The following is a 23,297-nucleotide window of genomic DNA, read 5'->3' on the forward strand; positions in this document are numbered from 1 at the left end:
TCCATCTTCTGTATTGAGATCCTTCCTCTTCCTCGTTATGGCCTAAGGGCCATTGAGGTTTTTCCTAATTGTCAATTACAGCAGGTGTTTTTCGATCATCATGGCGACGCCATCTTCCTTGTTGCTGGCGGTGATTTCATCGGCGACAGCTTTGACCTCTTCGCGGGCATTGCCCACAGCCACTCCATGGCCTGCCGCCTTGAGCATTTCGATGTCGTTATAGTTGTCTCCAAAGGCAATGACTTCCGAAAGTGAGATGCCGTATTTTTTTGCAAGTAACTGTTCCAGTGCGCTGGCTTTGGAAATGGCTTTCGGGGCGATTTCGATATAAGTGTCCTTGGAGCGATAGAGGTGGAGGTCCTCGTTTTTGCCTGCTTCCAATGTGCTGAAGAGGGCGTCAATTTCATCAGCGGGTCCCATGCACATGACCTTGTGCGCTCCTGCTTGGCGAGATTGCCAGTCGGGAAGGACTTCTTGCCAAGCTCTAATCACTGGTTTTACCTTGGTGCTGGTGATCTCCCGCTGTGTCCAAAAGTCATCTTGGGGTGCATACCACTCATCCTCATGGTAAACACTGATATGGATGTCGGTACCATCAGAAATTTCTTGGATGTGATGACAGATGTCCAAGGGGATCTTTACCGTGTCCAACAGCTCATATTCCTCCTCGTGGCCATTAAAGTGAATGACATATCCGCCGTTATAGCAGATCATTGGATTGTGGAGGCGCTTCATGGTTGCCTGAAGGTGCCGCATGGCACTTGGCATTCTGGAAGAGGCCAGAATTACGGGAAAATCCGCAGGAAGCTGTGCGATGGCATCAAGGGTTCTGGCCGAAATTTCCCTGTTCTTATCCAATAGCGTACCGTCAATGTCGGTACAGAGGGCTTTAAATTGCATGGTTTACTTTATTGACTCAAAATTGTCGTAAGATAAGAAACTGAACCCGATTACCCCTATGAATAGAAAAGTTAATGCTACCGTAATGGCATATAGAATCAGGGCAGCTTTGGCGTAATTTGCTTTGGTCGTAGGGGTGGTTTTGTCCACAGCCCATACGATCAGCATGATAAATCCAACGACCGGAAGCCCGGAAATCAGTAAGGTGATGATCCAGTCTCCTACAGACATAGGGAGGTTTTTGTCAGCTTGGTGAGGAAGATTATAGTCCATGTGAAGTATTGTTTATGGGTTGGGGAGTTAATTGAAATGCTAATTGGAGCTCGTAGTTTCCTTGGTCAAACTGGCCACCTCAAAAAGGTATTGGCTTTGATAAATGGCTTTGAAGGGGTCCGATTCATCTGTTTTGATGATGAACACTTCGATGTTTTGGTAATCCTCACTGTCTGAGGCCTCGATAAATACCTTGGCACATTTTCGGGCAATGTTCGCTTCGTTTTTGTATAATTCAGGAAGGGTGCCATCATAAAGCCTCAGTTCTATTTTGCTGCTGTCATTGTTGTAGTCTTTGTGAAAACTGGACTCCACTCTTCCAAATCCCCCGACAGCCCTGACTTCTTCAGAGCCTTTGAAGAAGTCACTACTGGCAATCCATTCGATCAGTTTTTCAGGGTTGCAGCTACAGCTGCTGAGAAAAAAGCAGCCGCAGAATACCAGCCAGTAGGATAATTTCAATGGTCTCATAGATAAAAGTTCTTCTCAAATTTAACCTAAAATAGGGGAAGTCAAAATTTAATTTCCTATTATAAAACCTTACATCATGTAGTAGAAGCAATCATTGATGCGGGATTTTCGGTTTCTGTCTTTAGGATTTCCCCAAAGGAAAAGGTACCGGAAGGAAACCTCATGGGCACCTTTGGTCTGGCTGCCGATCGGGGATAGCTGATAGTCATAGCTGTAGCCAATCACAAAGCCAGACTCCAGTTTTACCCCAAGCAGGGCAATGATGGAGTCATGATTAGGGCTGTTTTGGGTGCCGGGAATACCTCTGTAGCCAATCCCCCCGATGACTTTTCCGTATAGCAGCTGGGTGCCCAGGTCCAGTTGCTTAAAGGGGCCTTGTTGTTTATAGCTGGCCAATAGTGTGATTTGATTGTCAAAATGGGATCCCCATTGATAGTTGGACCCGAGAGGAAAGCTATAACCGCCATGTGCTCCAATTTTTAGTGGAAGGGTGTGTTGGTTTTCCTCAGGAAAAAAGCTCAGGCGTGGTTGGTTGACATGGTGGGCAGCCAGTCCAAAAAAGAAGAAGTCGTTGTTTACCAGTGTCCCAAACGAAATGTCCAAGTAACTGTAAGGCTCGAAGTTGGGGAGCTGATCCAAAGTGCTCGGGGCTACTGTCTGTGAGAAGAGGTTGATCTGGTCGCCAAAGATAAGGTTGTCCAGCACCGCGCTTCTTTGGACGATCGCAGCCTGGCCCCCAAACCTGAAGTTCCACGTTTCGGCCAATTGCAGGTTGTAGGCATAGAAAATAGAGATGTCACTGGTGTTGATCTTCATGTTGGATTCCCGAAAGCTATTGACGGCGATACCGACCCCACTGTTGAGGTCAAAGCTGTAATGGTCCATGTAGGCTGAATAGGCCGTAAAATCATTGGAAAGCCCCGGCCATTGTTTCCGGTAGTTGGCGCCTATACGTGTCAGTTCGGTGGATCCTGCCATTGCCGGGTTGAGATAGAGTGGAGCGGCATAGAACTGCGAATACTGAAAATCCTGCGCATTGGAACTTCCGAAGGCCAATGTCAACATAAGCAATACTATGGTGAGCTTTTTCATCATTTTAAGAGCATAAATACATCAGTCATCGAGTCCTTACGGCCATCCAGCGTCGTAAAGTTCAGTTTGTACACATAGTTGCCTGCGTCAGCAGGTGTGCCATTGACGGTGCCATCCCATCCAGGGGTATTCAGGTCCTCTGTCCGGTAAATGACCTCTCCCCACTTGTTCAATACCATAAACTCCAGTTCAGCGATCAACCGAAATTTCGGGAAGAAATGGTCGTTCAGTCCGTCCCCATTGGGCGAGAAGACGTTGGGCATCATGACAAAATGGTCCGTTACCTCTACGTTTAGCGTGGTTTCCGAAGTACAGCCAAAGGAATCGGTGACCAGCAAGGTAGCTTGGTAGTTTCCCGCACTTTTATAAATGTGTATGGGGTTTTCTTCTGTACTGGAGCTGCCGTCGCCAAAGTCCCAAAAGTAACCTGTAATATCGCCAGAAGACAGGCTTTGGAAGGTGACTTCAAAATGGGCCAAATGAGCATTGTGCGTAGCAAATCCCTCGGAGTTAACTTCTGCATCTACTAAGGTAGGCGGGTTTTCGACAGCAAAAGACTCAGTCACCAAGCAGCCACTTCCGTCTGTGATTTCTGCGGTGAAGAGTCCTGATTCCGTAGTGGTCATTTTTAGCCCTTCTTCAGTGACATCCCCGCCGGACCAATTGATGGCGTATGGAGGAGTGCCACCCGTGATGGATAGCGTAATTTCTTCGGTTACTTCTTTTGTCTCACAGGATATTATTGTATTCCTGATATTATTGACCGTGATCGGGGATGGCCGTTTGATTTCCATTTGGCGAACGACACTGCAGCCTGCGTTATCGGTGACGTTGACTTCATATTGTCCGGCGGTAAGCCCGCTAAGGTCGGTAGTGGTGGCGCCATTGCTCCAGTTAATGGTATAGGGAGGGGTGCCGCCAGAAATGCCAATGGAGATATTTCCGCTTTGGGGGTCGGTACAGTCAAGGGCGTCGGTAATTTGGCTTTCGATGACCAAAGGGGCAGGTTCCAGGATATTGAATTCCCTTCTGATGCTGCATCCGTCTGACTGCTCCAACGTAACCCCGTAAGTACCGGCAGATAAGTTGAAGATGTTTTCCAGCTCAGTGCCGTGATCCCAACGGATGGTGTATTGTAGGTCGTTTTGTTCGAGGTTTAGGCGGATGCTTCCATCATTTGCGCCAGCACAGGAAATCTGGTTGACCTCTGGGGTCAGCTGAAAAATAGGAGCATCCTCAATGGTGATGTTTTCAGTTTTGATACAGCCAGCTTGGTCTTCCACGGTGACTGTATACGTGTCCGGGCCGAGGTCTGTGAAGGCCGACAGGGAGGAGCCAAAATTCCATGAAACGGTATATGGAGCTACGCCTCCTTGGATATCCAATGTTAACGAACCGTCATTAGCGCCATAGCAGGAAATATCCTCTTTTTGATAGCCAATAGTCAGGGGGCTGTCCGGCTCGGTAATGGACACCGGCCCAAAGTCGGTCGGGCAATTCTCTCCGTTATACACCGTGACGGTGTACATTCCTGCGGGCAAGTTGCTGATGCTCGCCTCAGTAGCTGGATAGGACTGCCCGTCTTTTTGCCATTCATAAGTGTATGGGATATTGGGGTTGCCTCCTGTGGTTTCTATTGAAATGGTCCCAGTGGCCTCTCCAGCACAATAAACAGGAGTGGACCCTGCTAAATTCACCTCTACCTGGTTGGGCTCTTCCAGCGTGTAGGATGCTGTGCTCGAGCAGCCGGATCCATCCTGAACGGTGAGTAGGTAAGTGCCTGCTCCCAAACCTTCTATAAGGGGAGTGGTGGAGGTGAAGCCATTAGGACCAGTCCATGCATAGCTATACTGACCATTGCCTCCAGAAGGGACGGCTTCTATCTGTCCGTCGTTTGCTCCAAAACAACTAATGGGATAGCCACTAAAATCCGCAATGTCTGCTTGAATGACAATATCAGGATAGACCGTTATCGAATGCGTGAGCAGATTGCCTGCACAGTCGCCCTGGGACTGGGCAGAGCTGCTGACAGAAAAGACCACCTCAATTGGGGCATTGGTGGGGTTGGTCAATTCCATGGGGGGGATGGTGGCGGAATTGCCAGAGGGCACGACTCCTTCTGCGCCATTTGCGACGGCTGTCCAGCTGAAGGTGGCATCGGGAATATTACTGGAAATCGTCACCTCTTGGCTCGTGCCGCCACTACAGATTTCTTGACTAACGGAAGAAAGGGTTAAGTTGGATGAAGGGATAACTGTCACATCAAGCAAAAATGGCTCTCCCTGACAGCCTTCTCTGATTGGGGTGATTTCATAAGTAGCCGTAGCGGGAGCATTTTCAGTGTTTATCAAGGTTTGGCTGATGGATGGGGAAGCGGTGGGGGAGTCGCTGGTGCCTTCTAGTGATCCCGAATTGATTATTGCCCAACTGTAGCTAGCGCCTGGGATATGGTCGTTCGGCAGGTAGTTGAAGGTTTCTCCATTACAGATTTCCAATGCAGCCTCTTGGTGGGCCAGCTCTGGCTGAACCGTAATGGTGTAAGTGGCCGGTTGGACAGCGCAGGCTCCCTGAGTAGAGGAGGTGATATTAGCGGTTATGCTGACCTCAACAGGTGCGTTGGTCTGGTTAATGAGCGTTTGGGCTGGGATGACGGTGGAGCCACTGACAGTGCCTCCCGTCACTGGGCCAAAATCCGCTGTCCATTCCAGTGTAGTGCCTGCATCGGAACTGAGTGTTACGGCAGTGGTGGTTTCACCGGAGCAGATCACTTGGTCGGGCTGGGAAAAAGTGATGATAGGGGCCGGGTCTACTGTTACGGCCACCTCATCAGTGGTCGTACATCCTGTCTCGGTATCCGTGACCAGCAATGTGAATACCGTGCTTGTCGTAGGACTGGCAGTGGCCACAGGCGAATTGGCATCGGTGATGGGGCTGTTATTGGCGCTGGACCATTGGAAGCTGAGGTTTTCGGTGTCGGTTACCTGAGCCGCAAGAGAGAAGGTCTCACCGAGGCATATGATGCCATCTTCGCCCGCACTTACCACTGGAGGTAGGTCGTAGGAAAAGGAGACCGTTTTCGATGTTACACCACACCCAGAAGAAACTGAAAGCGTGATGGATTTTTCCCCTGGTGTTCCAAAATCAATTTCCCCAGGATCGGCATCGGTGGAGGAGGACGGCGTACCTCCAACAAATGTCCATTGATAGGTGACATCACTGTTGTCGCAAACTTCCACTGTTGCTTGGGGTGTGAAGACTGTAGGCTCACAAACACTTGGGATAGGAGCGAGCTCGACCAAGGGTGGAGCGTAGACTTCTACTTCTTCACTAGCGGAAAAAGTGCCGCAATTGGTGGTCATGCTCAGGTTGATAATGTAGCGGCCTGGGCCATTAAAGTTAAACGTGGGACTGGAAGCATTCTGGTCAAATCCTTCTGCAAATTCCCAGTCGGAGCCAGTGCCACAAAACTCACCTTGGTACTGCACTGACCAGTTGTAGACCGCATCTTCTCCACAACTGGTATCTACAAAGGAGGTATTGGAGGTGGTGACCGACAAGGGACCGCAGCCACTTGTGGTACTTAGCTCAAATGCAGGTTGTGGAATTTCGTTTACACAGATTGTTTTGACCTCTTCGTTGATGCCGCAGCGGTTTCCGGTGATCAACCGGATGGTGTAGGTGCCGGCTTCCGAAAAGACCGGGTTGATGATTTCGGAGCCATTGGTCCAGGAGTTAGGCGCATTTGGGTTGATACGGGTTCCCAGAGTGCCTTCGGGAAGCTCCCAGCCAGTTGCTGGGCTGATTTCCCAGACAAAAATCCCTAAATCTTCACATTGCCCGTTGGTGGTTACTTCCCCGCCAAATTCAGTGAGGTTTTGGATGGGGATGGGGACATCTACACAGACGGGCTCTTCCGGTGCATCAAATTCCGGATCGGGAATTTCTGAAACATATATTGGTGAAACTACCGCGGCTGATGCCGAGCAGGGGTTAGAAGCAGTGATGCTGACCGAGTAGGAGTTGGGAAAGCTGCCGCTGTTTACCCCACAGGAGGATTCTTCAAAGGTGTGGGTAACCGATGCTGGAGGAGGGTGGCTGAATGTTTCCGGTGGAGAGCCATCGGAATAGTCCACGGTGTACATTGTCCCCGTAGGGTTGTTTTCTGTTCCGGTGATGGGAAAAGTGAGGGTTTGTCCCCCACAGACATTGGTGTTGCCGGGATTGCCCAGTCCCACTGCGGGGTTGGATCCTACAAATATTCCATACTCTTCAGTAGCGGTACATCCCGATGGGCCTGTGACCGAATAGATAAGCCGGTAAACGCCCATGCTGTAAGCATGCGAGAGCTCTGTCCAGTCTTCCCCCGTGAATTTTTCTGAACCATCTCCCCAGTCCAGCTCATAGGAAACATTGGTTTCCCGCGTGGTAGATTGGTTGTAAAAGGTGAATTGGGAATCGTCATTTTCACAAATAATGACATACTGCAGGTCGTCGAAGTCTACATCGTCTTGTTCGGTGCCTACTGCCAAGGAAGGTGCTTGGTTTAGCGTGATTTCCTGCGTGGCGGTGTTCTGGCTGCCGTCTGATTCTGTGACGGTCAGGGATACCGTGAAGGTTTCCATGGCGGTGCCCGGGGTTCCTATAAATTGGTGTACGGGGTTTTGTTCATTGGAAATATTTTGCTCTCCAGCGTTGGGGTCGCCAAAGTTCCATTCATAGGCGACGATATCTCCAGTGGATAAGTCTGTTAAGGCAATGTCGTTCCTGCTACATTGAACATTGGTATCGAATTCAAAAGCCGCCACAGGAATGGCCATGTCATTTTCAATGGAGTGGTGGTGCCAGTTACCCACTAACGCATAGGTTGTTACTGTTGCCAGAATGAATCCGCCAGCAAGAAAAATGAGGTAAAGGAAAAGGTAGCGTTTTGAGTTTTTCATGAAAAATTAAAACAACCCCGGGAATTGTGTGGATAAAGGTTTACTAAATTTTATGTGTCTCTGCAATGACACCAGTAATCACAGCAATAGTAAATAGGTACTCACAGAAACCACTGGAATCTCAGAAAAGCCTTATGTCATTCTGGATGTTCTGGGTGTTCCGTGAGAAATAAAATCTACTGGCAAGAAAGCGTATAATCAGACTAAATTTAATATTTCAAAAGGAAACTTCAGCTTTTAATGCTTTTTTATTTGTTTAAAATACATAAAAATATGTATAAATTATCGTTTCTATGTGTCAATTTTACTTGGACTTTTATGAATGGCCTATGGAAGAGTAAGATATGAGTAGTCGTCAATTACAGGCAGAGAATAATTAGCAGGCAAGGATGTTAATTTGACCTTCCTTTTATAAATTAGCTTCTTAACCACTGGAAATGTCATTTTTCAAACCTGCAGCATTAAAGAGTTTTATTTTAGGTCAATATTTCACTGATGGCGTGAAAATGACGCTGGGTGTATTGTTGCCGGCTGTAGTATTTTCATTAATGGGGGATTTTAGGACAGGGATCAGCATATCGCTTGGAGCATTTCTGGTAAGTATTTCTGATAGTACTGGTCCTTTGGAACATCGAAGGACGGGGATGTTGGCGAGCTGCGGCTTTGTTTTTTTGAGCGCTTTGGTGACGGGTGTGCTGAATAAATACCCCATGTTGATGGGGGTTGAAATTGCCGTGTTTTGTTTTGTGTTTGCGATGTTTACCGTGTATGGCACCCGAGCTGCTTCTGTCGGGGCGGCGGCTCTTTTGGGAATGGCCATTTCGATGGACCCACAAAAGACAGCAGCCGCTTTTTGGCTGTATGCCTTGATGGTTTTGGCAGGAGGGGTTTGGTACACGTTGCTGAGTTTGTCGATTATGCAGATCAGACCTTATCGGGTGGCTCAACAGGCCTTGGGCGAAAGTGTGCTGAAGGTGGCGGCATTTTTACGTCAGAAGGCGGCTTTTTATGCTACCGATACCGATGTCGAGGCCAACTACCGAAAACTGGCCGCCGTGCAAGTGGAGGTCAACGAGCATCAGGACAGTGTGCGGGAGTTGCTTTACAAAACTCGCAAGCGAGTGGGCGAATCCATAAGTTCGGGGCAGTTGCTGCTGGTGATTTTTGTGGATATGGTGGATATTTTTGAGCAAATGATGGCTTCTCACTATGATTATAAAAGACTCAGGGAGCTGTATGGCCAATACCGGGTATTGCATGATTTTAAGAGGGGAATACAGCTGGTGGCGGAAGAGCTTTCTCGGCTGGGCTATGCCTTGATCAATAATGAAAAGCCAAAGCATCCACATTATCCGATTGATTTTTTGGAAAACCTAAGGACAGAAATAGAAGAGCTCGAAAAGTCAGGGGTGAAGTGCCTGATGCTTCGGAAGATTTATGCCAACCTGGCTTCCATTACCGCACGGGTAGATGATATTTATAATTACTTCTATGAAGACCAATTGACCTTTATTTCCCAGACGCGTGAACAGAGCCTTTCCAAATTTGTAGGGCACCAAAGTTTCTCCCTAAAGTTGATCATCGATAATTTATCCCTTGAGTCAAATGTCTTTCGGCATGCACTCCGGCTGGCAGTGACATGTTTGTTGGGGTATTTGATTTCCCTTCAGCTTTCTTTAGGTAGCCACAGCTATTGGGTGGTGCTGACTATATTGGTGATATTGAGACCGGGGTTTAGCTTGACCAAACGGAGGAATACGCAGCGCATTTTGGGGACGCTTATAGGAGGGCTCACTGGAGTGCTTATTTTGTACCTAGTGCCGGACTTCACTGTAAGATTCGTTTTTTTGGTGCTGTTTATGGTGTTGGCGTATAGTTTTCTCCGGATCAGGTATTTTTTGGCGGTGGTGTTTATGACACCGTTTATATTTATCGTGTATTCGTTTTTGTACCCTGACTCTAATTTTCTGATCGTCAGGGAGCGGATCATTGATACAGTACTGGGTTCAGGTCTTGCTTACTTGGCAAGTAATTTCTTTCTTCCTAGTTGGGAATATACTGGATTTAAGCAAATGTCTGCAAAGGTGCTGAAAGCGAATCTGGAGTATTTTGCCATGATCATCAGTAGGCTTGATACGGCTACTTTCGATGAAGTGGCTTATCGGTTGGCGAGAAGAAAGATGTACCTTCAGTCGGCAAATTTGTCTGCCGCTTTTCAGCGGATGCTTGATGAGCCCAAAAGCAAACAGAAAAACAAGCAGGACTTGCACCAATTTGTGGTGCTTAACCATATACTGTCTTCTTACTTTTCCACGCTTTCTTCCAGTTTGATGCGTTCTGATATGGTGCTTTCTTCACCCGACCAAGTGGTTAAGATCAAACGGATTCGCAATTACCTACTGAGAAGTTTAGAGCATTTGAACGAAAGAGGTGAGGAGTTGGATTTTTCGGTGCTGGATAACGAGGAAACCTTTCTTAAAGCCACTGATTCCGCAGAAATTTCCCTGCTTACGGAACAGCTTCAGCTGATCCAGAAGACGTGTTCGGATTTGGAGAAGCTCAGCAGAAAAATGACAGCCAGCTAATGGCCGGGAGTGGAAGCAGCGTGTGTTCCTACCGGTTTTTTCACTGAAAATGTTGGTTTATCGTCGCAAGGTAATTTCAGGCTTTTAGGGATTTCAGCTATATTGGGAGAAATAACCTAAACGAATGATAAAAACCCTTTTGCTTCAGATTGTATGCTGTTTTATGTTCCTGTTTTCTTCCGTGTTATATGCGCAAGAAACGGTGAAATTTGCCATGGTGGGGCTGTCCCATGGCCACAGCCCTTGGTTTTTTGAGTGGGGCAAGGAAGAAGGGATGGAGTTGGTGAGCATTTATGAGCCAGATAAGTCCATCGCCAGATCGTTTCAAGAGCGGTATGGTTTAGAGGAAGCACTATTGTACACCGACCTGCAAAGAATGCTTCAGGAAACGCAGCCCGACGGTATATTGGTGTTTGGAGCCATCGTGGACCATCTCGAGGCGGTGAAAGTGGCCGCACCGATGGGAATCCATGTTATGGTGGAAAAGCCACTGGCTACTACATTGGCAGATGCCCAAAAAATGGCGCAGTTGGCCAAGGAAAATTCCATCCACTTATTGACAGATTATGAGACCTCTTGGTACCCGGCCACCGAGAAGGTCTTCCGCTTTTTTGATGAGCAGCAAGCAGCGTTTGGGGAGATCCGAAAGATGGTATTTCACCATGGCCATGAAGGCCCCAAGGAAATCGGCGTGGGGCCAGAGTTTTTGGAATGGCTGACCGATCCGGTGAAAAATGGAGGAGGAGCCTTGGTGGACTTTGGTTGCTACGGAGCCAATATCATGACTTATCTGATGCATGGTGAGCGGCCCCTTGCCGTAACGGCGGTTACCAAAACGTACAAGCCGGAGATTTATCCCGAAGTGGATGACGAAGCCACCATCATCGTGGATTACAAAAGCAGCCAAGGCATCATCCAAGCTTCATGGAACTGGCCTTTCAATAGGAAGGACATGGAGGTGTATGGCGAAAGGGGTTACGTAATTACCAAGGATGATGAACAGCTTCGCTACAGGGTCAAAGGTAAGGAAGAAAGGCAAATGAAGGCAGCAGCTGCGCAATTGGATGTCGAAACCAACCCTTTCGAATATTTTCGGGAGGTGATTGTGGGCGACCGGGTGCCTGATGCTTTTAGTCCCTATACTTTGGAGAACAATTTGCGGGTAATGGAGATTTTGGATGCGGCAAGAAAGTCTGCTGAGCAGGGAGAGCGAGTGGTTTTGCAGGAATGAAGTGTTTCTTCCAGCATCCCTCATATTTAGAAAACCTTGGAAGAAACACTTCTAAACCCGAGTTGGGTCATAAAAGCAATTCGTCATAGCGAGGATGTGTGGCACCAAGCAGTCTCGCTATGACGAGCTCAGGTACTCAACTCAATCATAATCTGAATACCTTACGGCAAAGACGCAGCGGTTATCTTGGCCATATTTGGAGGTTTCGTATTCTGTAATGTTCCACAAGTATCCAGAGCTTTGTTCGTAATACAGGTCCTCCGCACCATGTGGCCAGCGGTATCGAGAACCGTTTGATGCACCGTCATGGTAGCGGACGAGTCTTGCGGTAGAGCCTTGATAGGAGCTTTTGCCCGTTGCGGTCATGATCGTAGTGGTGCCATTTCTGTATACTCCCTGCATATTGTAGACGGGACCATTGTTTCCGGTGGCGTTATCTTTTGGTATGACTACTTCTACCGGAGAACTGGAAGGAATCTCTCCTTGGCCATTAAGCAAAAATCCGTGAACTGTCGGAGTAGAGGAACTGGATGAGGAAATGTATTGTCCCGTCCAAAGCCTTGGGTTGGATGCGCTGTCTTCTCCCAAGGCAACACAGGAAAAGGGCTCGGCGTTAGGAATGTCGTAATAGCCGGATTGAGGTAAAATATACCTGTAGTTAAAGGCCCTCAGCGTTCCGTCAGTTTCTTCTCCCAAACGTGACTTGGACGTGTCCCCTGATACTTCTACGATTTTGTTCAGGTCAAAAACCCTTATGCCGAGTTGGGTGGAGGCAACGTAAAGTTTTTCGTCATAATAAGCTACTCCACCAGCATGTACCCGCACTGGCCCAAATTCGCCAAGTTGAGTGTATTGGCTGGATGGGTTATAAAAGGGATTGTTGACATCCTGCACCAACAGGATATGTCGGTATTTGATATCGTTCATATCAGTGATGTCCACCAAGGAAACCCGGGCTCCTTTATGTTGGTTTTCGACACCTGGAATCTGCGACGGCCCCACCGCGTACCAAGATACCAGCAGAAACCTTCTTCCGCTCCATTGGAAACCAGTGATGCCCTGAGGTCGCCAATCTTCGGTTTGCTGATCTCCTGAATTCCATTTGAAGCCGGTCACCTGTCTGTCAGAAGGGATATTGAACCCATATACCGAATTGTAACCGCTGGTGGTGGCGGTACGGTTTAGGTTCAGTGTGGCAGGTGTCTCAAATCCGTGTGAAGCCAAGCTGGACACAAAACTGCTTTCGTCGGTATAGCTGCTGTTAATGGTCGTTGTGGTCGAGCTGATGGAATGAAGTGGCTCTGTGGAAGGGGATTCAGTGACATCGATAAACTCATCCTCGGTGCAGGAAGTGGCAAGGAGGAGGCTACATGCTAGCATAAAATGGTTGATTTTCATGGTTATTATTGTTTAGGTTAGGTAAATCAAACGTTAGTTAAAAAAAAGGGTGATTGCCTGATTTGTTTTGGCAACCACCCTTTGTGATTTTGGAGTTAATTTTCGTTGTCCCACCAGACTTTTACATTGATTTCGTCTCCACCCATCCGGTTGACGGCCTCTTGGTAATTTTGGAAATTACTGTTGGCTTCGTCAATTGGGTAATAAAACCGGGAGGGCATTTCGCCGTCATTTAGCATGGAGGCCGATGTAGGGAGTTCAGGAAGTCCTGTTCGCCGTTGCTCGAACCAAGCTTGGTAATCCGTAAAGAACAGGTCGTAGTATTTTTGGAGTAAAATACGGTCCAGACTTCCGTCAAATGTAACAAACGGGTTGTCAAAGTACCCCTCAGGAACTTCCTGGCTCCACATCTCGATGGCCGCTCTTACGCCATTTTCATAGTGTTCTTGGGCATCAGTGGTGTAGCCTCTTTGGGCCATTTCGGCCTTTATGAATTCTACTTCCGCATAACTCATGATAGGTATGATCAGCGGTGCTTCGGCCAAGCTTCTTTGTACCCCAGAGGCGGTAGCGATGCTGTCAGGCAAAGGGTTTTCGACAAAGTCCGTAGGCTGGCCGATATAGCCATAATCTTCCCCTTCCAGCCCTTTGGCAGTGCCTGCAAAAACGCCGATTCTGGGATCTTGAAAGTTGTTCAGGTTATCGATGAAGAATTCCGTGTAATACCGGAATACGCCAAAGTCTTGAGGCCTGTCCCAAGGGGAAAGGGTCGGTGCCACACCATCCAAATACAGGACGGCACCGTCTTCACTTGATGCAAAGACAGGGTACGTATCGGGATTATTGATCATTTCGGTGATTTTGTCAAAAGCTCCCGTTTCAGATCGGTTGGAGACGCGGAGGAGTAGCCTCAGGTGGAGGGAGTTGGTGAATTTTTTCCACTTCTGCACGTCATTTCCGTACAGGATGTCGCTTACATACGGCATGCCCTGTTCTTCATCATAGATACTGTTAGCTCGCTCTAGGTCCGCCAGCAGCTGGGAATAGATGTCTGCTTGGGGAGAAAACTCCGGATACCATACATCTTCTTCCGCTTGTAGGGCATTGGCCATAGGCACATCACCAAAACAGTCTGTCAGGACAGAATAGGCGTAAGCTTTCAAGGTCAGGGCAATGGCTTCATAATTGGGGAGTCCATCCCGGATAGCAGCTTCTTCCATTTCAGCAATATTGCTGAGGTTGGTATAGTAATTATTCCAAGTGGAAGCGCCGATGTTCTGGTCAAAGTCATAGAAGAAAGGCGAATTGTTAAAATCATCCGTTTGCAGGAACATCTGCATTAGCGGAGCGGTGACACTGCGCATTTGTCTCGCATTCTGACTGGCCAAGCTGTAGAGGACAGGGTTCAGTGTGCTTCCTGCCGTGATTTTACTTAGGTTGTTGGGGTCGGTATTGGTCTCTTCAAAGTCTTTGGAGCAGGAACTGGCCCACACACAAAATGAAGAGACAAATAAAGCATATATGTATTTTTTCATGACTGTTGTTTTAGCGTTGATTAAAATCCGATGACGACATTCACTCCATATTCGTTAGGGACGGGCATCTGTCCTACTTCCACGCCCGGGTGCATGTTGGTGCCTCCTGCAAAACCGGCCACTTCAGGATCGTAGATCGGGAAGTCTGAAAGGACAGCGAGGTTTCTGCCGTATACCGAAAGCCGCATTTCGTTCAATGGCGTTTTGGACAAGAATTTTTCTGAGAAATCATAGGAGAGGGTCACTTCCCTCAGCTTTATAAATGATGCGTCGAAGGAATTGGCTTCTGTATTGGCCAGTGGATACATCAGGTTGTAGTAATTGGCAATGGAGATCGGAGTGGTGTTTTCGGAATAAGTACCATCACCATTGTCCACGACACCTTTGCCGACGAGTTCTCCTTCTTCCCTGCCCACGAGCGTGTGGTCCAGTTTGCCCTGTTGGGTCAGCTTATGGTGGGTGTGGGAGTAAATGGTGCCGCCGTATTTGGCGTCAATCACTGCGTTGATGCGGAAGTTTTTGTACTGGAAGGAATTGATGAATCCCGCCACCCATTTGGGTTGGGTGTCCCCGATGTAGATGATGTCATCGGTCATTTCTGGTGAGCCGTTTTCATCAAAGATGATTTCACCTTCCGGACTTCTTTTGTAACCACGGCCATAAAGGGCGGCAGGAGATCCTCCTTCTACGGCGACTAGTTTTGCTCCAGAAGAACTCAGCATTTCGAAGCGGCCACCTTCTGCATTTTCATGCAGTGACATGACGGTACCTTTGTTTTTGGCCCAGGTCAGGGTCGTGTTCCATTTGAAGTTTTTGTTCTCTACAGGTGTGCCGTTAAGCATGACTTCGATCCCGCGGTTACGTACTTCCCCGGCATTGATCGTGACGCTACGGTATCCTGAGGAATAAGGAAGTGGTGCATTGAAGATTTGGTTTTTACTGTTGTTTTGGTAGACCGCCACATCCAGTTTTAGTCTGCTTTGGAACATCCTGAAGTCGATTCCCAGTTCTTTACTCGTCGTGATCTCTGGTTTGAAATCCGTATTGTAAAGAGAAGTAGGTGCCAAGGCTGAGCCAGGGAAGTCAGAGCGTCGGTAATATTTATCCGTGCTGTAGCGGTTGCCATATTTGCCAGCTCCCCCCACTTGGGCTAAGGAAGCCCTTACTTTTGCGAAAGTAATACTACTTGGCATACTGAAAATCTCACTTAGGATAATCCCTGAACTTGCCGATGGGAAGAAATAGGATTGGTTGTGCTTGGGAAGGATGCTGTTCCAGTCGTTACGTCCGGTAAGGTCCAGGAATACTTTGTCCTGCCAGCCCAAGGTCACCATGCCGTAAAGACTGTTGACTTTGTTGTATCCGTCAAATTTGCTGGTAAATAATTGAGAACCATTCACCAAGTTATATTCCCCCGGAATCTCGAGGCCTTCGGCCCAAGAGTCTTGGCGTAGGTAGCGATAGTCCATCCTGTTTCCACCGAAGTTGGCAGTGACTTCCCAATCATCAAATGTGTCGGAATAGCTCAGTAAAAAATCGGTGTTTACCTCTTGCTTGAACACATTGGTTTTGCGGTAATATCCACGGGCATAGCGGTTGATATCATAGGGTCTTTCTTGGTCCATGTTTTTGTCATACATGTTCAGGGCGCCACGGAGCATTAAATTGACCTTGGGGTGCAATTCGATGTCCATCTTAAAATTCCCCGTAATGGCATATTGGTCGAGGCTATTTTGGATCTCGTACACCATGGCATATGGGTTGTCGATGTAGCTACTGTAGGGTCTGATCATATCCACCTGCTCTTGGCCTTCTTTCCAGATAGGCTCGTACCAGGCGAGGTCCACATTGGGGTTTTGGAAAATCATAAAATAGGCAATGGAGTGGTTGTTGTACCCTTGGCCGGGGAGGTTGTCGCTGGTGCGGTTTCTATAGTCCACCACCGAGCTGAGCTTGATGCGGTCGGATACTTGGTAGTTTCCGTTTACCGAAAGGGACAATTGCTCAAAACCGGTGTTGGGCATGATCCAGTCATTTTTGGAATGGGTTACCGAGCCTCGCATGGAGCCTTTTTCGTCTCCCCCTTGGATGGATACATTTGTGGTCTGTGTGACACCCGTTTGCCAGAAGTCCTTGCGGTTGTTTTCATAAGGTCTCCACAGCTGTCTTTCGGGAGACTGGCCTTCCATAGTGGGATCGTATTGATAATAATATTGGCCGTCAAATTTAGGACCAAAGGCACTACTGCTTCCTGCGGTGCTATTGCCGTCTTCAGAGGCTCCATAGCTATAGTAGAGGCGGTCATTATAAGGGACGGGATTGCCGTTTTCATCAGTAGCAGGTTTTAGGTATCCGCCTTTGCCACTGCCTTGTCCATATTCATATTGCCAATCTGGCCATCGCTGGATGTTGTCAAATTTGGTGTTGCTGCTGACCGTGACACCTAGTCCCTTTTGGCCTTTGCCGGATTTGGTGGTGATGATGACGGCGCCATTGGCCGCTTGGTAGCCGTAGAGCGCCGAAGCCGCTGGGCCTTTTAGTACCGAAACACTCTCAATGTCATCAGGGTTAAGGTCAGAGATGGCGTTGCCATAATCTACCGGGGTGTCATTGCTGGCACTTCCCCCCATGTAGCCGTTGGAAGGCCCAGATCCGGGATGTTCGTTTTGGATAGGTACGCCGTCAATGACGATCAGCGCACCGTTATTGCCAGGGTCTAAGGAACTGTTTCCTCTCAGGATGATCTGTTGGGAGCCTACAGGACCACCCAGTCCATTGATCTGAAGTCCGGGGACTTTGCCGCGGAGGGCTTCTGACCAGTTGTTGGGGCGGGCATCGGTCAGCTGTCTGGAGTCAATGGTTTGCTGGGCATAACCGAGTTTCTTTTCTTCCCTTTTCATGCCCAAGGCCGTTACGACCACCTCATCCAGGGCATTGACGTCTTCCTCAAGGATAATGGTCAGGTCACCTGCTTTCTGTACAGGAACCTGCTGGGTTTTATATCCCAAATATGAAACGATCAATGTCACTGGGAAGGATTCTATTTGCATGGTGAATTCCCCATTAGCATCGGTTACCCCGCCTTTGGAAGTCCCTTTGATTAGAAGGGTGACGCCAGGAAGTGCCTCTCCTGATGTGTCAGTGACCTTTCCCGCCAGTGCTTGGCGAGGGGCTTCGATGGGTAAGACAGTGATGGTTTTGTTAGTGGCTTCGAATGAAAGCCCTGCTTCTTGCCCAATTTCATCAAGGACCTCCGGCAGCGTCTCATTGGTAAACTGGAACGAGAACAATTCAGCATCTTGGCTTACTTTTTCATCAAACACGAAATAGAAGGCTGTTTTTCGCTCTATTTCGGTCAGTACCTGAGTGATCTTTGCGTCCTCCAGGGACAGTGATAATCGGACCTTAGAGAGCTTGCTCCCTTCTGCGTAGGAATTTGTTTGAACTGCCATGAGGAATAAACAGAGTAAAAAAAGCCCTGTTTTTCGGCTCAGTGCAGCTAAAAATCGTAATGGTGTTTTCATTTTAACTGAAATTAACTTGGTTGAGTTTATTTAAGTGATATCCTTGTTAGCTAGCATTAAGGTGTATCGGTTTATTTTTCGCTTATAGTAATGGTATTGGTGTTTTGATATTCAAATGAGAATCCCTTGAGCAGGGAGATGCTTTTCAAAATATTCGCTGGCGTTTCATCCTTGAATTTTCCGGTGATGCGCTCTTCCTTCAATGCGTCCGATTTAAATATGATGTCCAATCCAAAGCGATTTTCGAGGAGCTTGGCTGCTTCACCCAGATTGGTATTGTTAAACACAATCAGTTTTGTCCAAGCGATAGGTTGTTGGCCTTCAAATGTGGAAATTGACGATAAATGGGAAGAACTGGTGACCTGTTGGTTTTTGGTCAGGAGCACTTTTGCATTTGGATTACCTTTTGGATTTACCTGAACCTTTCCGCTGATCACACTCACTGTGGTGGCTTCGGTCTTATTGGCGTCCACGTCAAAGGAGGTGCCCAGCACTTTTACGACTGTGCTTTTGGTGTGGACTGTAAAAGGCCGCTCTATATCGCGTTGGATGTCGAAAAAAGCTCGTCCTGTCAACGAAACATCCCGTTTATCCCCAAATTGGTTGGGGTAAGTCAGGCTACTGTTTTCGCTAAGGGTGACGGTGCTGCCGTCATCAAGAGGGATTTCGATTTGCTCACCCATCGCAGTGGAGACAGTGGTGCTTCTGTTGTCGGTAAGGTGCTTGATGGTGATTCCCATGACGAAGATTAGTGTGATGGCAGCGGCGGCTTTTGCAATGGGCCAAATAGGTCTGGTCTTTTTCACCGTAGGTAGTTTACCTAGAATGGCTTGGAAAAGCTGCTTTCCTTTTTCATCTGATACCAAGTCTTCAACCTCATCCGCAGAGGTGTGCGGCTGCATGTTATCGTAGAATTTTTCTATTAATTTTACTTCGCTTTCTGTAGCGGTACCTTGCTGGTGCTTTTCTGCCAGCTTCAAGAATTCTTCTCTTTTCAAAATGTGCTCTTTTACGGATAGTGTGGGAAATAGGGAGCACACGTAGTCAAAAAAGTGAACTTAAAGTTTTCTTAATTCATGAGGCTTAAAGGTTACATTACCATAATCTTAGGATAATGAAAAGTGTGAAATAGCTGGTCTCACGGAGGTTTGCACGCAATAGTTTGAGGGCATTACTGATGTGGCTTTCTACTGTTCGTTTGGAAATGTTCAGCTCCTGGGCGATTTCACCGTTGGATTTGTTTTTTAGTCGGCTGAGGACAAATACCTCATGGCATTTTCCTGATAGCTTATGGATTTGGGAAGTGAGTGCCTTTTCGAGTTCGAGGTATTCCAGTTCCGATCTTCCACTTTCGGCATTGCAGAGCGATTTTAGTTCTTCCTCGTGCACAAAATCAAACTTTAGTTTCTTGATGTGCCCAGAGAGCTTGTATTTGATGGCCTTAAAAAGGTAGCTCTCCAAGTGAAGGATGGTCGTCTCTTTATTGTTTTGCCAGAGGCTGATAAAAATTTCCTGCACACAGTCTTCACAGACTCCTTCATCCTTATACACACTATAGGCATAGGCGTACAGCCGCTTCCAGTACCGGTCAAAGAGGACTTGGAAGGCAGCATCGTTACCTTGCTTCATCTGCATCAAGAGTTCGGAATCAGAAATGCTGTTAATGGGTTGGTTCATGTTTTTGCCTGCAAAAAGGCAAAGTAAGGGAATGTTAAAAATTAAAGTTTAGATATGGTTTTAAGTTTAGGTTATCCTAATGTGAACCTTGCTTATCTGTTGGTATAAGCAATCGCCAGCAAATTGCCTGCGTTGCTGTGGCTAATAGGAGCGAAAAAAATACCGTCAAAAATCAGGAAAGTCTTGTTTCGATAAAAACGCTATCCTATATTTGTGCCCTCATTAAGGGGGATTAGCTCAGTTGGCTAGAGCGCTACACTGGCAGTGTAGAGGTCATCGGTTCGAATCCGATATTCTCCACTAAAAGCTTGCAGGGATGCAAGCTTTTTTTTGTTGTGTGCCGTGCATGTATTTTGTTTATGTTTTGTATTCTCGAAAAACTGCCAAATCCTATATAGGAAGTTGTAGAGAAGTAGGTGAGCGCTTAAGGCATCATAATAGTGGATTGACACCATCCACAAAAGGAGGGACTCCGGAGTGGGAGGTCAACTATGTGGAAAAAGTCGATATTCTCCATACAACTGGAATGGAGCGAAAATTTTGCTCTATTTTTATTTTTTCGCTTTGTAGGTTTTTGTTTATCAGGGTAGATAATAATGGATCAAGCAACGTTTCTAAACGGAGGGGTTCATCTTATGAGAATTGGGAATCCCCGTCTCAAGCGTTCAGGATTTTATTTTTTGGTATGTTCAGCAAAGGGGGAGAGCCCACAGGTAGTTCCTGTCAATCCACAGAATAGTTTATCCGGGTGAGGATGCTTCTGCCGAGAGTGACTTCGTCGGTAAATTCCAGTTCTCCGCCGATGGGGATGCCGCGGGCAATGGTGCTGACTTTGATGCCTTTTTCTTTCAGTTTTCGAGTGATGTAAAAAGCAGTTGTGTCCCCTTCCATGGTAGATGGGAGTGCAAGAATGATTTCAGTGACCGGATCACCAGAATGCGGCTGGTCGATGCGTTCGATTAGGGACGCTATCTTAAGTTCTTCTGGGCCGATTCCCTGAATGGGAGAGATTACGCCGCCTAAGACGTGATAGAGTCCATTGTATTGGGAGGTGTTTTCGATGGCCAATACGTCCGGAATATCTTCGACGACACAGATAAGTCCTTTGTCCCTGCGTGATCCGAGGCAGATGCTGCATATTTCCTGATCGGAGATATTGTGGCAAATACTGCAATAGGACGTTTCCTTCCGGAGCTTGATGATGGCTTCGGTGAGATTGTCCGTGTGGGTTTCAGGTTGTTTCAGTAGATGCAATGCTAGCCTAAGGGCCGTTTTTTTTCCTATGCCCGGTAGTCGGCTGATTTCATTGACGGCGTCTTCGATAAGTTTGGAGGGAAAATTCACCGTGACTGGGGATTAAACGATGGCAGCTTGAATGCCAGCATCCAAGATGGATTGGCACATGGGCTTCAATAGCTTCATGCTGCCTTTTTTTACAGCACATTTGCCTTTGTAGTGGATGATCATGGTGCATTGCTCGGCTTGCTCTTGGGAATGTTTACAAACTTTGATCAGTACTTTGGTGACATGTTCAAAGGTGTTGATGTCATCGTTATATACCACCAAGTCATGCTCTTCGGTATCCACCAAGTCTTCCAGCAGGATTTCTACTTCTTCTTCTACAGTATGTTCCAATGGTTGCATGCTCATTTTGCAAAGTTAATAATTATAGACAAATTAGCAGCCTTTATGATATAGTATACTATGGATTCAAATTTAATACTCCTTGTCATAACATCCTATTTTCTGTTGTTGTTCATGATTTCTTATTTTACTTCCAGAAAAGTTTCGCAGGAGACATTTTTTACGGGGGATAGGTCGTCGCCGTGGTTTTTGGTAGCCTTTGGGATGATCGGGGCATCGCTGTCTGGGGTGACGTTTATTTCTGTTCCTGGAGAAGTGGGGAATACCAATTTTTATTACTTCCAAGTGGTATTAGGTTATACGGTAGGTTATTTGACGATTGCCAAGGTATTGCTGCCTCTGTATTACCGAATGAATTTAGTGTCGATATATGCCTATTTGGAGGATCGTTTTGGATTTTGGTCGTATAAGACGGGAGCTTTTTTCTTTATTCTTTCCAGGACGTTGGGTTCTTCCATTCGGGTGTTTTTGGTGGCGGGAGTGTTGCAGTTGATTCTGTTTGACGATTGGGGCGTGCCATTTTGGGTGTCGGTGCTTATCACGGTTTCTCTGATTTGGCTGTATACCCATCGCGGAGGGATCAAGACAGTGGTATGGACCGATACGCTGCAGACGTTGTTCATGCTGTCTGCAGTAGGGACGAGTATTTATCTGGTGAGCCAGGATTTGGGTGTCAGTGGTGCCGGAGATCTTCTTGGCCGTGTGTTTGATGATTCACGTTCCGCAATTTTTAATTGGGACTGGAAGGCGGGGACCAATTTCTTCAAGCAGTTTGCCAGTGGTGCGTTTATAACAATAGTGATGACAGGGCTGGATCAGGACATGATGCAGAAAAACCTGACCTGTAGGAATATTGGAGATGCGCAGAAAAACATGTATTGGTTTACCATCATTTTGGTGTTTGTGAACCTGTGTTTTTTGGTCCTAGGGGTCTTGCTGTACCAATATTGCGAAGTAAACAATATCACTCTTCCTCTGAGAACGGATGATCTATATCCCATGCTGGCCACCGAGCATTTCAGTGTGTTTGCCGGGACGGTATTTGTGTTGGGGATTATTGCTGCGGCTTATTCCAGTGCAGATTCCACGTTGACGGCCTTGACGACCTCCTTTTGTTATGACTTCTTGGATATAGAGCGGAATTACCCGATAGAAAAACAGCAAGCAATACGCAAGAAGGTCCATTTGCTATTTACTGGAGTAATGTTTTTGGTGATTCTTCTGTTCAGGTGGATCAATGACCAAAGTGTGATCAATACTGTTTTCGTAATTGCCGGTTATACCTACGGGCCTTTATTAGGCTTGTACAGTTTTGGCTTGTTTACCAAGCGGGTGGTGAGGGATAGAATAGTGCCGTGGATTGCCGCTATGGCTCCACTTCTAGCTTATGTTGTGAGTTTGAATTCTAAAAAATGGCTGTTTGGCTATGAATTTGGTTTTGAGATTCTGATCCTAAATGGAGTACTGATGTTTGTGGGGCTTTTGATGTTTAGTGATAAAATAAAGGCTGCATCATGATTGAAAAAAAACACCGTTTGGTTACTTTTTATAAATCTGATGCAGCACTTCTGACTTAAATCTCTCCATGCTCAATCAAGATATTCAATCTTTTGAGCCGTGAAAGCTGTTGTTCCAATGTTTCTATGGAACCATCTAACGCCACTGATACAGAAAAAGCTTTTCCGTTTTGTGAAGTGCCGTTATAATGTTTGGGTTTTATTCGAGGGGTCCCGTTGACTAATTCCTGGATGGGGACATCATAAAGCTCGGAGAGCTTGATGGCATCATCCATTTTGAGGTTTGACCTTCCCTGCTCATACCTAGAGTAGGCGGTGTAGTCTTTTTTACCTAGGTAGTCTGCGATGTACTCTTGAGTGAATCCTCTGAGTACACGGTATTTTCTTAGGTTTTCTGCGATATGTTGTTTCAATTCTTTTTCCATATTAATGGTGGGTTTGAAATCCACGTTTTGCGTGCTAAAAGTTGAGGGTTGTTCTTTTTTCATTTTGCCACATAGTTTTCGTTGT

Annotated in this window: 17 protein-coding genes and 1 tRNA gene; 5 read left to right on the forward strand and 13 right to left on the reverse strand. The window is 47.0% G+C overall.

From position 1 onward, the window contains the following. Positions 1–75 precede the first annotated feature (75 nt). The 5 genes from DN752_RS15555 to DN752_RS15575 form a co-directional block, all read right to left on the reverse strand. Positions 76–900, reverse strand: coding sequence for a Cof-type HAD-IIB family hydrolase (locus DN752_RS15555; protein WP_112784799.1), 825 nt, complete (start codon positions 898–900; stop codon positions 76–78). Positions 901–903: 3 nt separating this feature from the next. Next, positions 904–1,173 carry a hypothetical protein gene (locus DN752_RS15560; protein ID WP_112784800.1) on the reverse strand — a complete coding sequence of 90 codons (270 nt, stop codon included), beginning with the start codon at positions 1,171–1,173 and terminating at the stop codon, positions 904–906. A gap of 39 nt (positions 1,174–1,212) precedes the next feature. Beyond that, positions 1,213–1,644 (reverse strand): hypothetical protein, encoded by a 432-nt coding sequence (locus DN752_RS15565; RefSeq protein WP_112784801.1) that lies wholly within the window; start codon positions 1,642–1,644, stop codon positions 1,213–1,215. A 69-nt stretch (positions 1,645–1,713) separates the two neighbouring features. Next, a complete protein-coding gene (locus DN752_RS15570) occupies positions 1,714–2,739 on the reverse strand; it encodes a PorP/SprF family type IX secretion system membrane protein (RefSeq protein WP_112784802.1) in 1,026 nt (341 codons plus the stop codon). Next, positions 2,736–7,676 (reverse strand): PKD domain-containing protein, encoded by a 4,941-nt coding sequence (locus DN752_RS15575; protein ID WP_112784803.1) that lies wholly within the window; start codon positions 7,674–7,676, stop codon positions 2,736–2,738. Before DN752_RS15575 ends, DN752_RS15570 begins: the two co-directional genes overlap by 4 nt. Before the next feature lie 437 nt (positions 7,677–8,113). Between DN752_RS15575 and DN752_RS15580 the strand changes: the two genes are divergently transcribed. After that, a complete protein-coding gene (locus tag DN752_RS15580; RefSeq protein ID WP_112784804.1) occupies positions 8,114–10,261 on the forward strand; it encodes an FUSC family membrane protein in 2,148 nt (715 codons plus the stop codon). A gap of 124 nt (positions 10,262–10,385) precedes the next feature. Next, positions 10,386–11,492 carry a Gfo/Idh/MocA family protein gene (locus DN752_RS15585; protein WP_112784805.1) on the forward strand — a complete coding sequence of 369 codons (1,107 nt, stop codon included), beginning with the start codon at positions 10,386–10,388 and terminating at the stop codon, positions 11,490–11,492. 141 nt (positions 11,493–11,633) lie between these two features. Here DN752_RS15585 and DN752_RS15590 read toward each other — a convergent pair whose 3' ends face one another. The 5 genes from DN752_RS15590 to DN752_RS15610 form a co-directional block, all read right to left on the reverse strand. Next, positions 11,634–12,890: a hypothetical protein gene (locus DN752_RS15590; protein WP_112784806.1), complete on the reverse strand. Its 1,257-nt coding sequence runs from the start codon at positions 12,888–12,890 to the stop codon at positions 11,634–11,636. A gap of 95 nt (positions 12,891–12,985) precedes the next feature. Further along, positions 12,986–14,425 carry a SusD/RagB family nutrient-binding outer membrane lipoprotein gene (locus DN752_RS15595; protein ID WP_112784807.1) on the reverse strand — a complete coding sequence of 480 codons (1,440 nt, stop codon included), beginning with the start codon at positions 14,423–14,425 and terminating at the stop codon, positions 12,986–12,988. A gap of 20 nt (positions 14,426–14,445) precedes the next feature. Then, on the reverse strand, positions 14,446–17,877 hold the full coding sequence (locus tag DN752_RS15600; protein WP_245949245.1) for a SusC/RagA family TonB-linked outer membrane protein: 3,432 nt from the start codon (positions 17,875–17,877) through the stop codon (positions 14,446–14,448). Positions 17,878–18,020: 143 nt separating this feature from the next. After that, a complete protein-coding gene (locus DN752_RS15605) occupies positions 18,021–18,947 on the reverse strand; it encodes a FecR family protein (RefSeq protein ID WP_162633229.1) in 927 nt (308 codons plus the stop codon). A gap of 97 nt (positions 18,948–19,044) precedes the next feature. After that, positions 19,045–19,626, reverse strand: a complete 582-nt coding sequence (locus DN752_RS15610; protein ID WP_112784810.1) for an RNA polymerase sigma factor — start codon at positions 19,624–19,626, stop codon at positions 19,045–19,047. Positions 19,627–19,852: 226 nt separating this feature from the next. Between DN752_RS15610 and DN752_RS15615 the strand changes: the two genes are divergently transcribed. Continuing rightward, positions 19,853–19,926 (forward strand) — tRNA-Ala (locus DN752_RS15615). Positions 19,927–19,972: 46 nt separating this feature from the next. Further along, positions 19,973–20,365 carry a GIY-YIG nuclease family protein gene (locus DN752_RS25365; protein WP_394337174.1) on the forward strand — a complete coding sequence of 131 codons (393 nt, stop codon included), beginning with the start codon at positions 19,973–19,975 and terminating at the stop codon, positions 20,363–20,365. On the opposite strand, the gene recR is transcribed toward DN752_RS25365, so the two are convergent. Next, positions 20,350–20,970 carry a recombination mediator RecR gene (recR, locus tag DN752_RS15625; protein WP_112784812.1) on the reverse strand — a complete coding sequence of 207 codons (621 nt, stop codon included), beginning with the start codon at positions 20,968–20,970 and terminating at the stop codon, positions 20,350–20,352. The two genes, DN752_RS25365 and recR, sit on opposite strands and share 16 nt — an antisense overlap. Before the next feature lie 12 nt (positions 20,971–20,982). After that, positions 20,983–21,276, reverse strand: a complete 294-nt coding sequence (locus DN752_RS15630) for an ATP-dependent Clp protease adaptor ClpS (RefSeq protein WP_112784813.1) — start codon at positions 21,274–21,276, stop codon at positions 20,983–20,985. Positions 21,277–21,330: 54 nt separating this feature from the next. Here DN752_RS15630 and DN752_RS15635 point away from each other — a divergent pair, with 54 nt between their 5' ends. Beyond that, positions 21,331–22,788 carry a sodium:solute symporter gene (locus DN752_RS15635; protein WP_112784814.1) on the forward strand — a complete coding sequence of 486 codons (1,458 nt, stop codon included), beginning with the start codon at positions 21,331–21,333 and terminating at the stop codon, positions 22,786–22,788. 55 nt (positions 22,789–22,843) lie between these two features. Here the strand turns inward: DN752_RS15635 and DN752_RS15640 are convergent, their stop codons facing one another. Then, positions 22,844–23,275 carry a helix-turn-helix domain-containing protein gene (locus DN752_RS15640; RefSeq protein WP_317048499.1) on the reverse strand — a complete coding sequence of 144 codons (432 nt, stop codon included), beginning with the start codon at positions 23,273–23,275 and terminating at the stop codon, positions 22,844–22,846. Positions 23,276–23,297 lie beyond the last annotated feature (22 nt).

The organism is Echinicola strongylocentroti (assembly GCF_003260975.1).
In the GTDB taxonomy this organism is placed as follows: Bacteria; Bacteroidota; Bacteroidia; order Cytophagales; family Cyclobacteriaceae; genus Echinicola; species Echinicola strongylocentroti.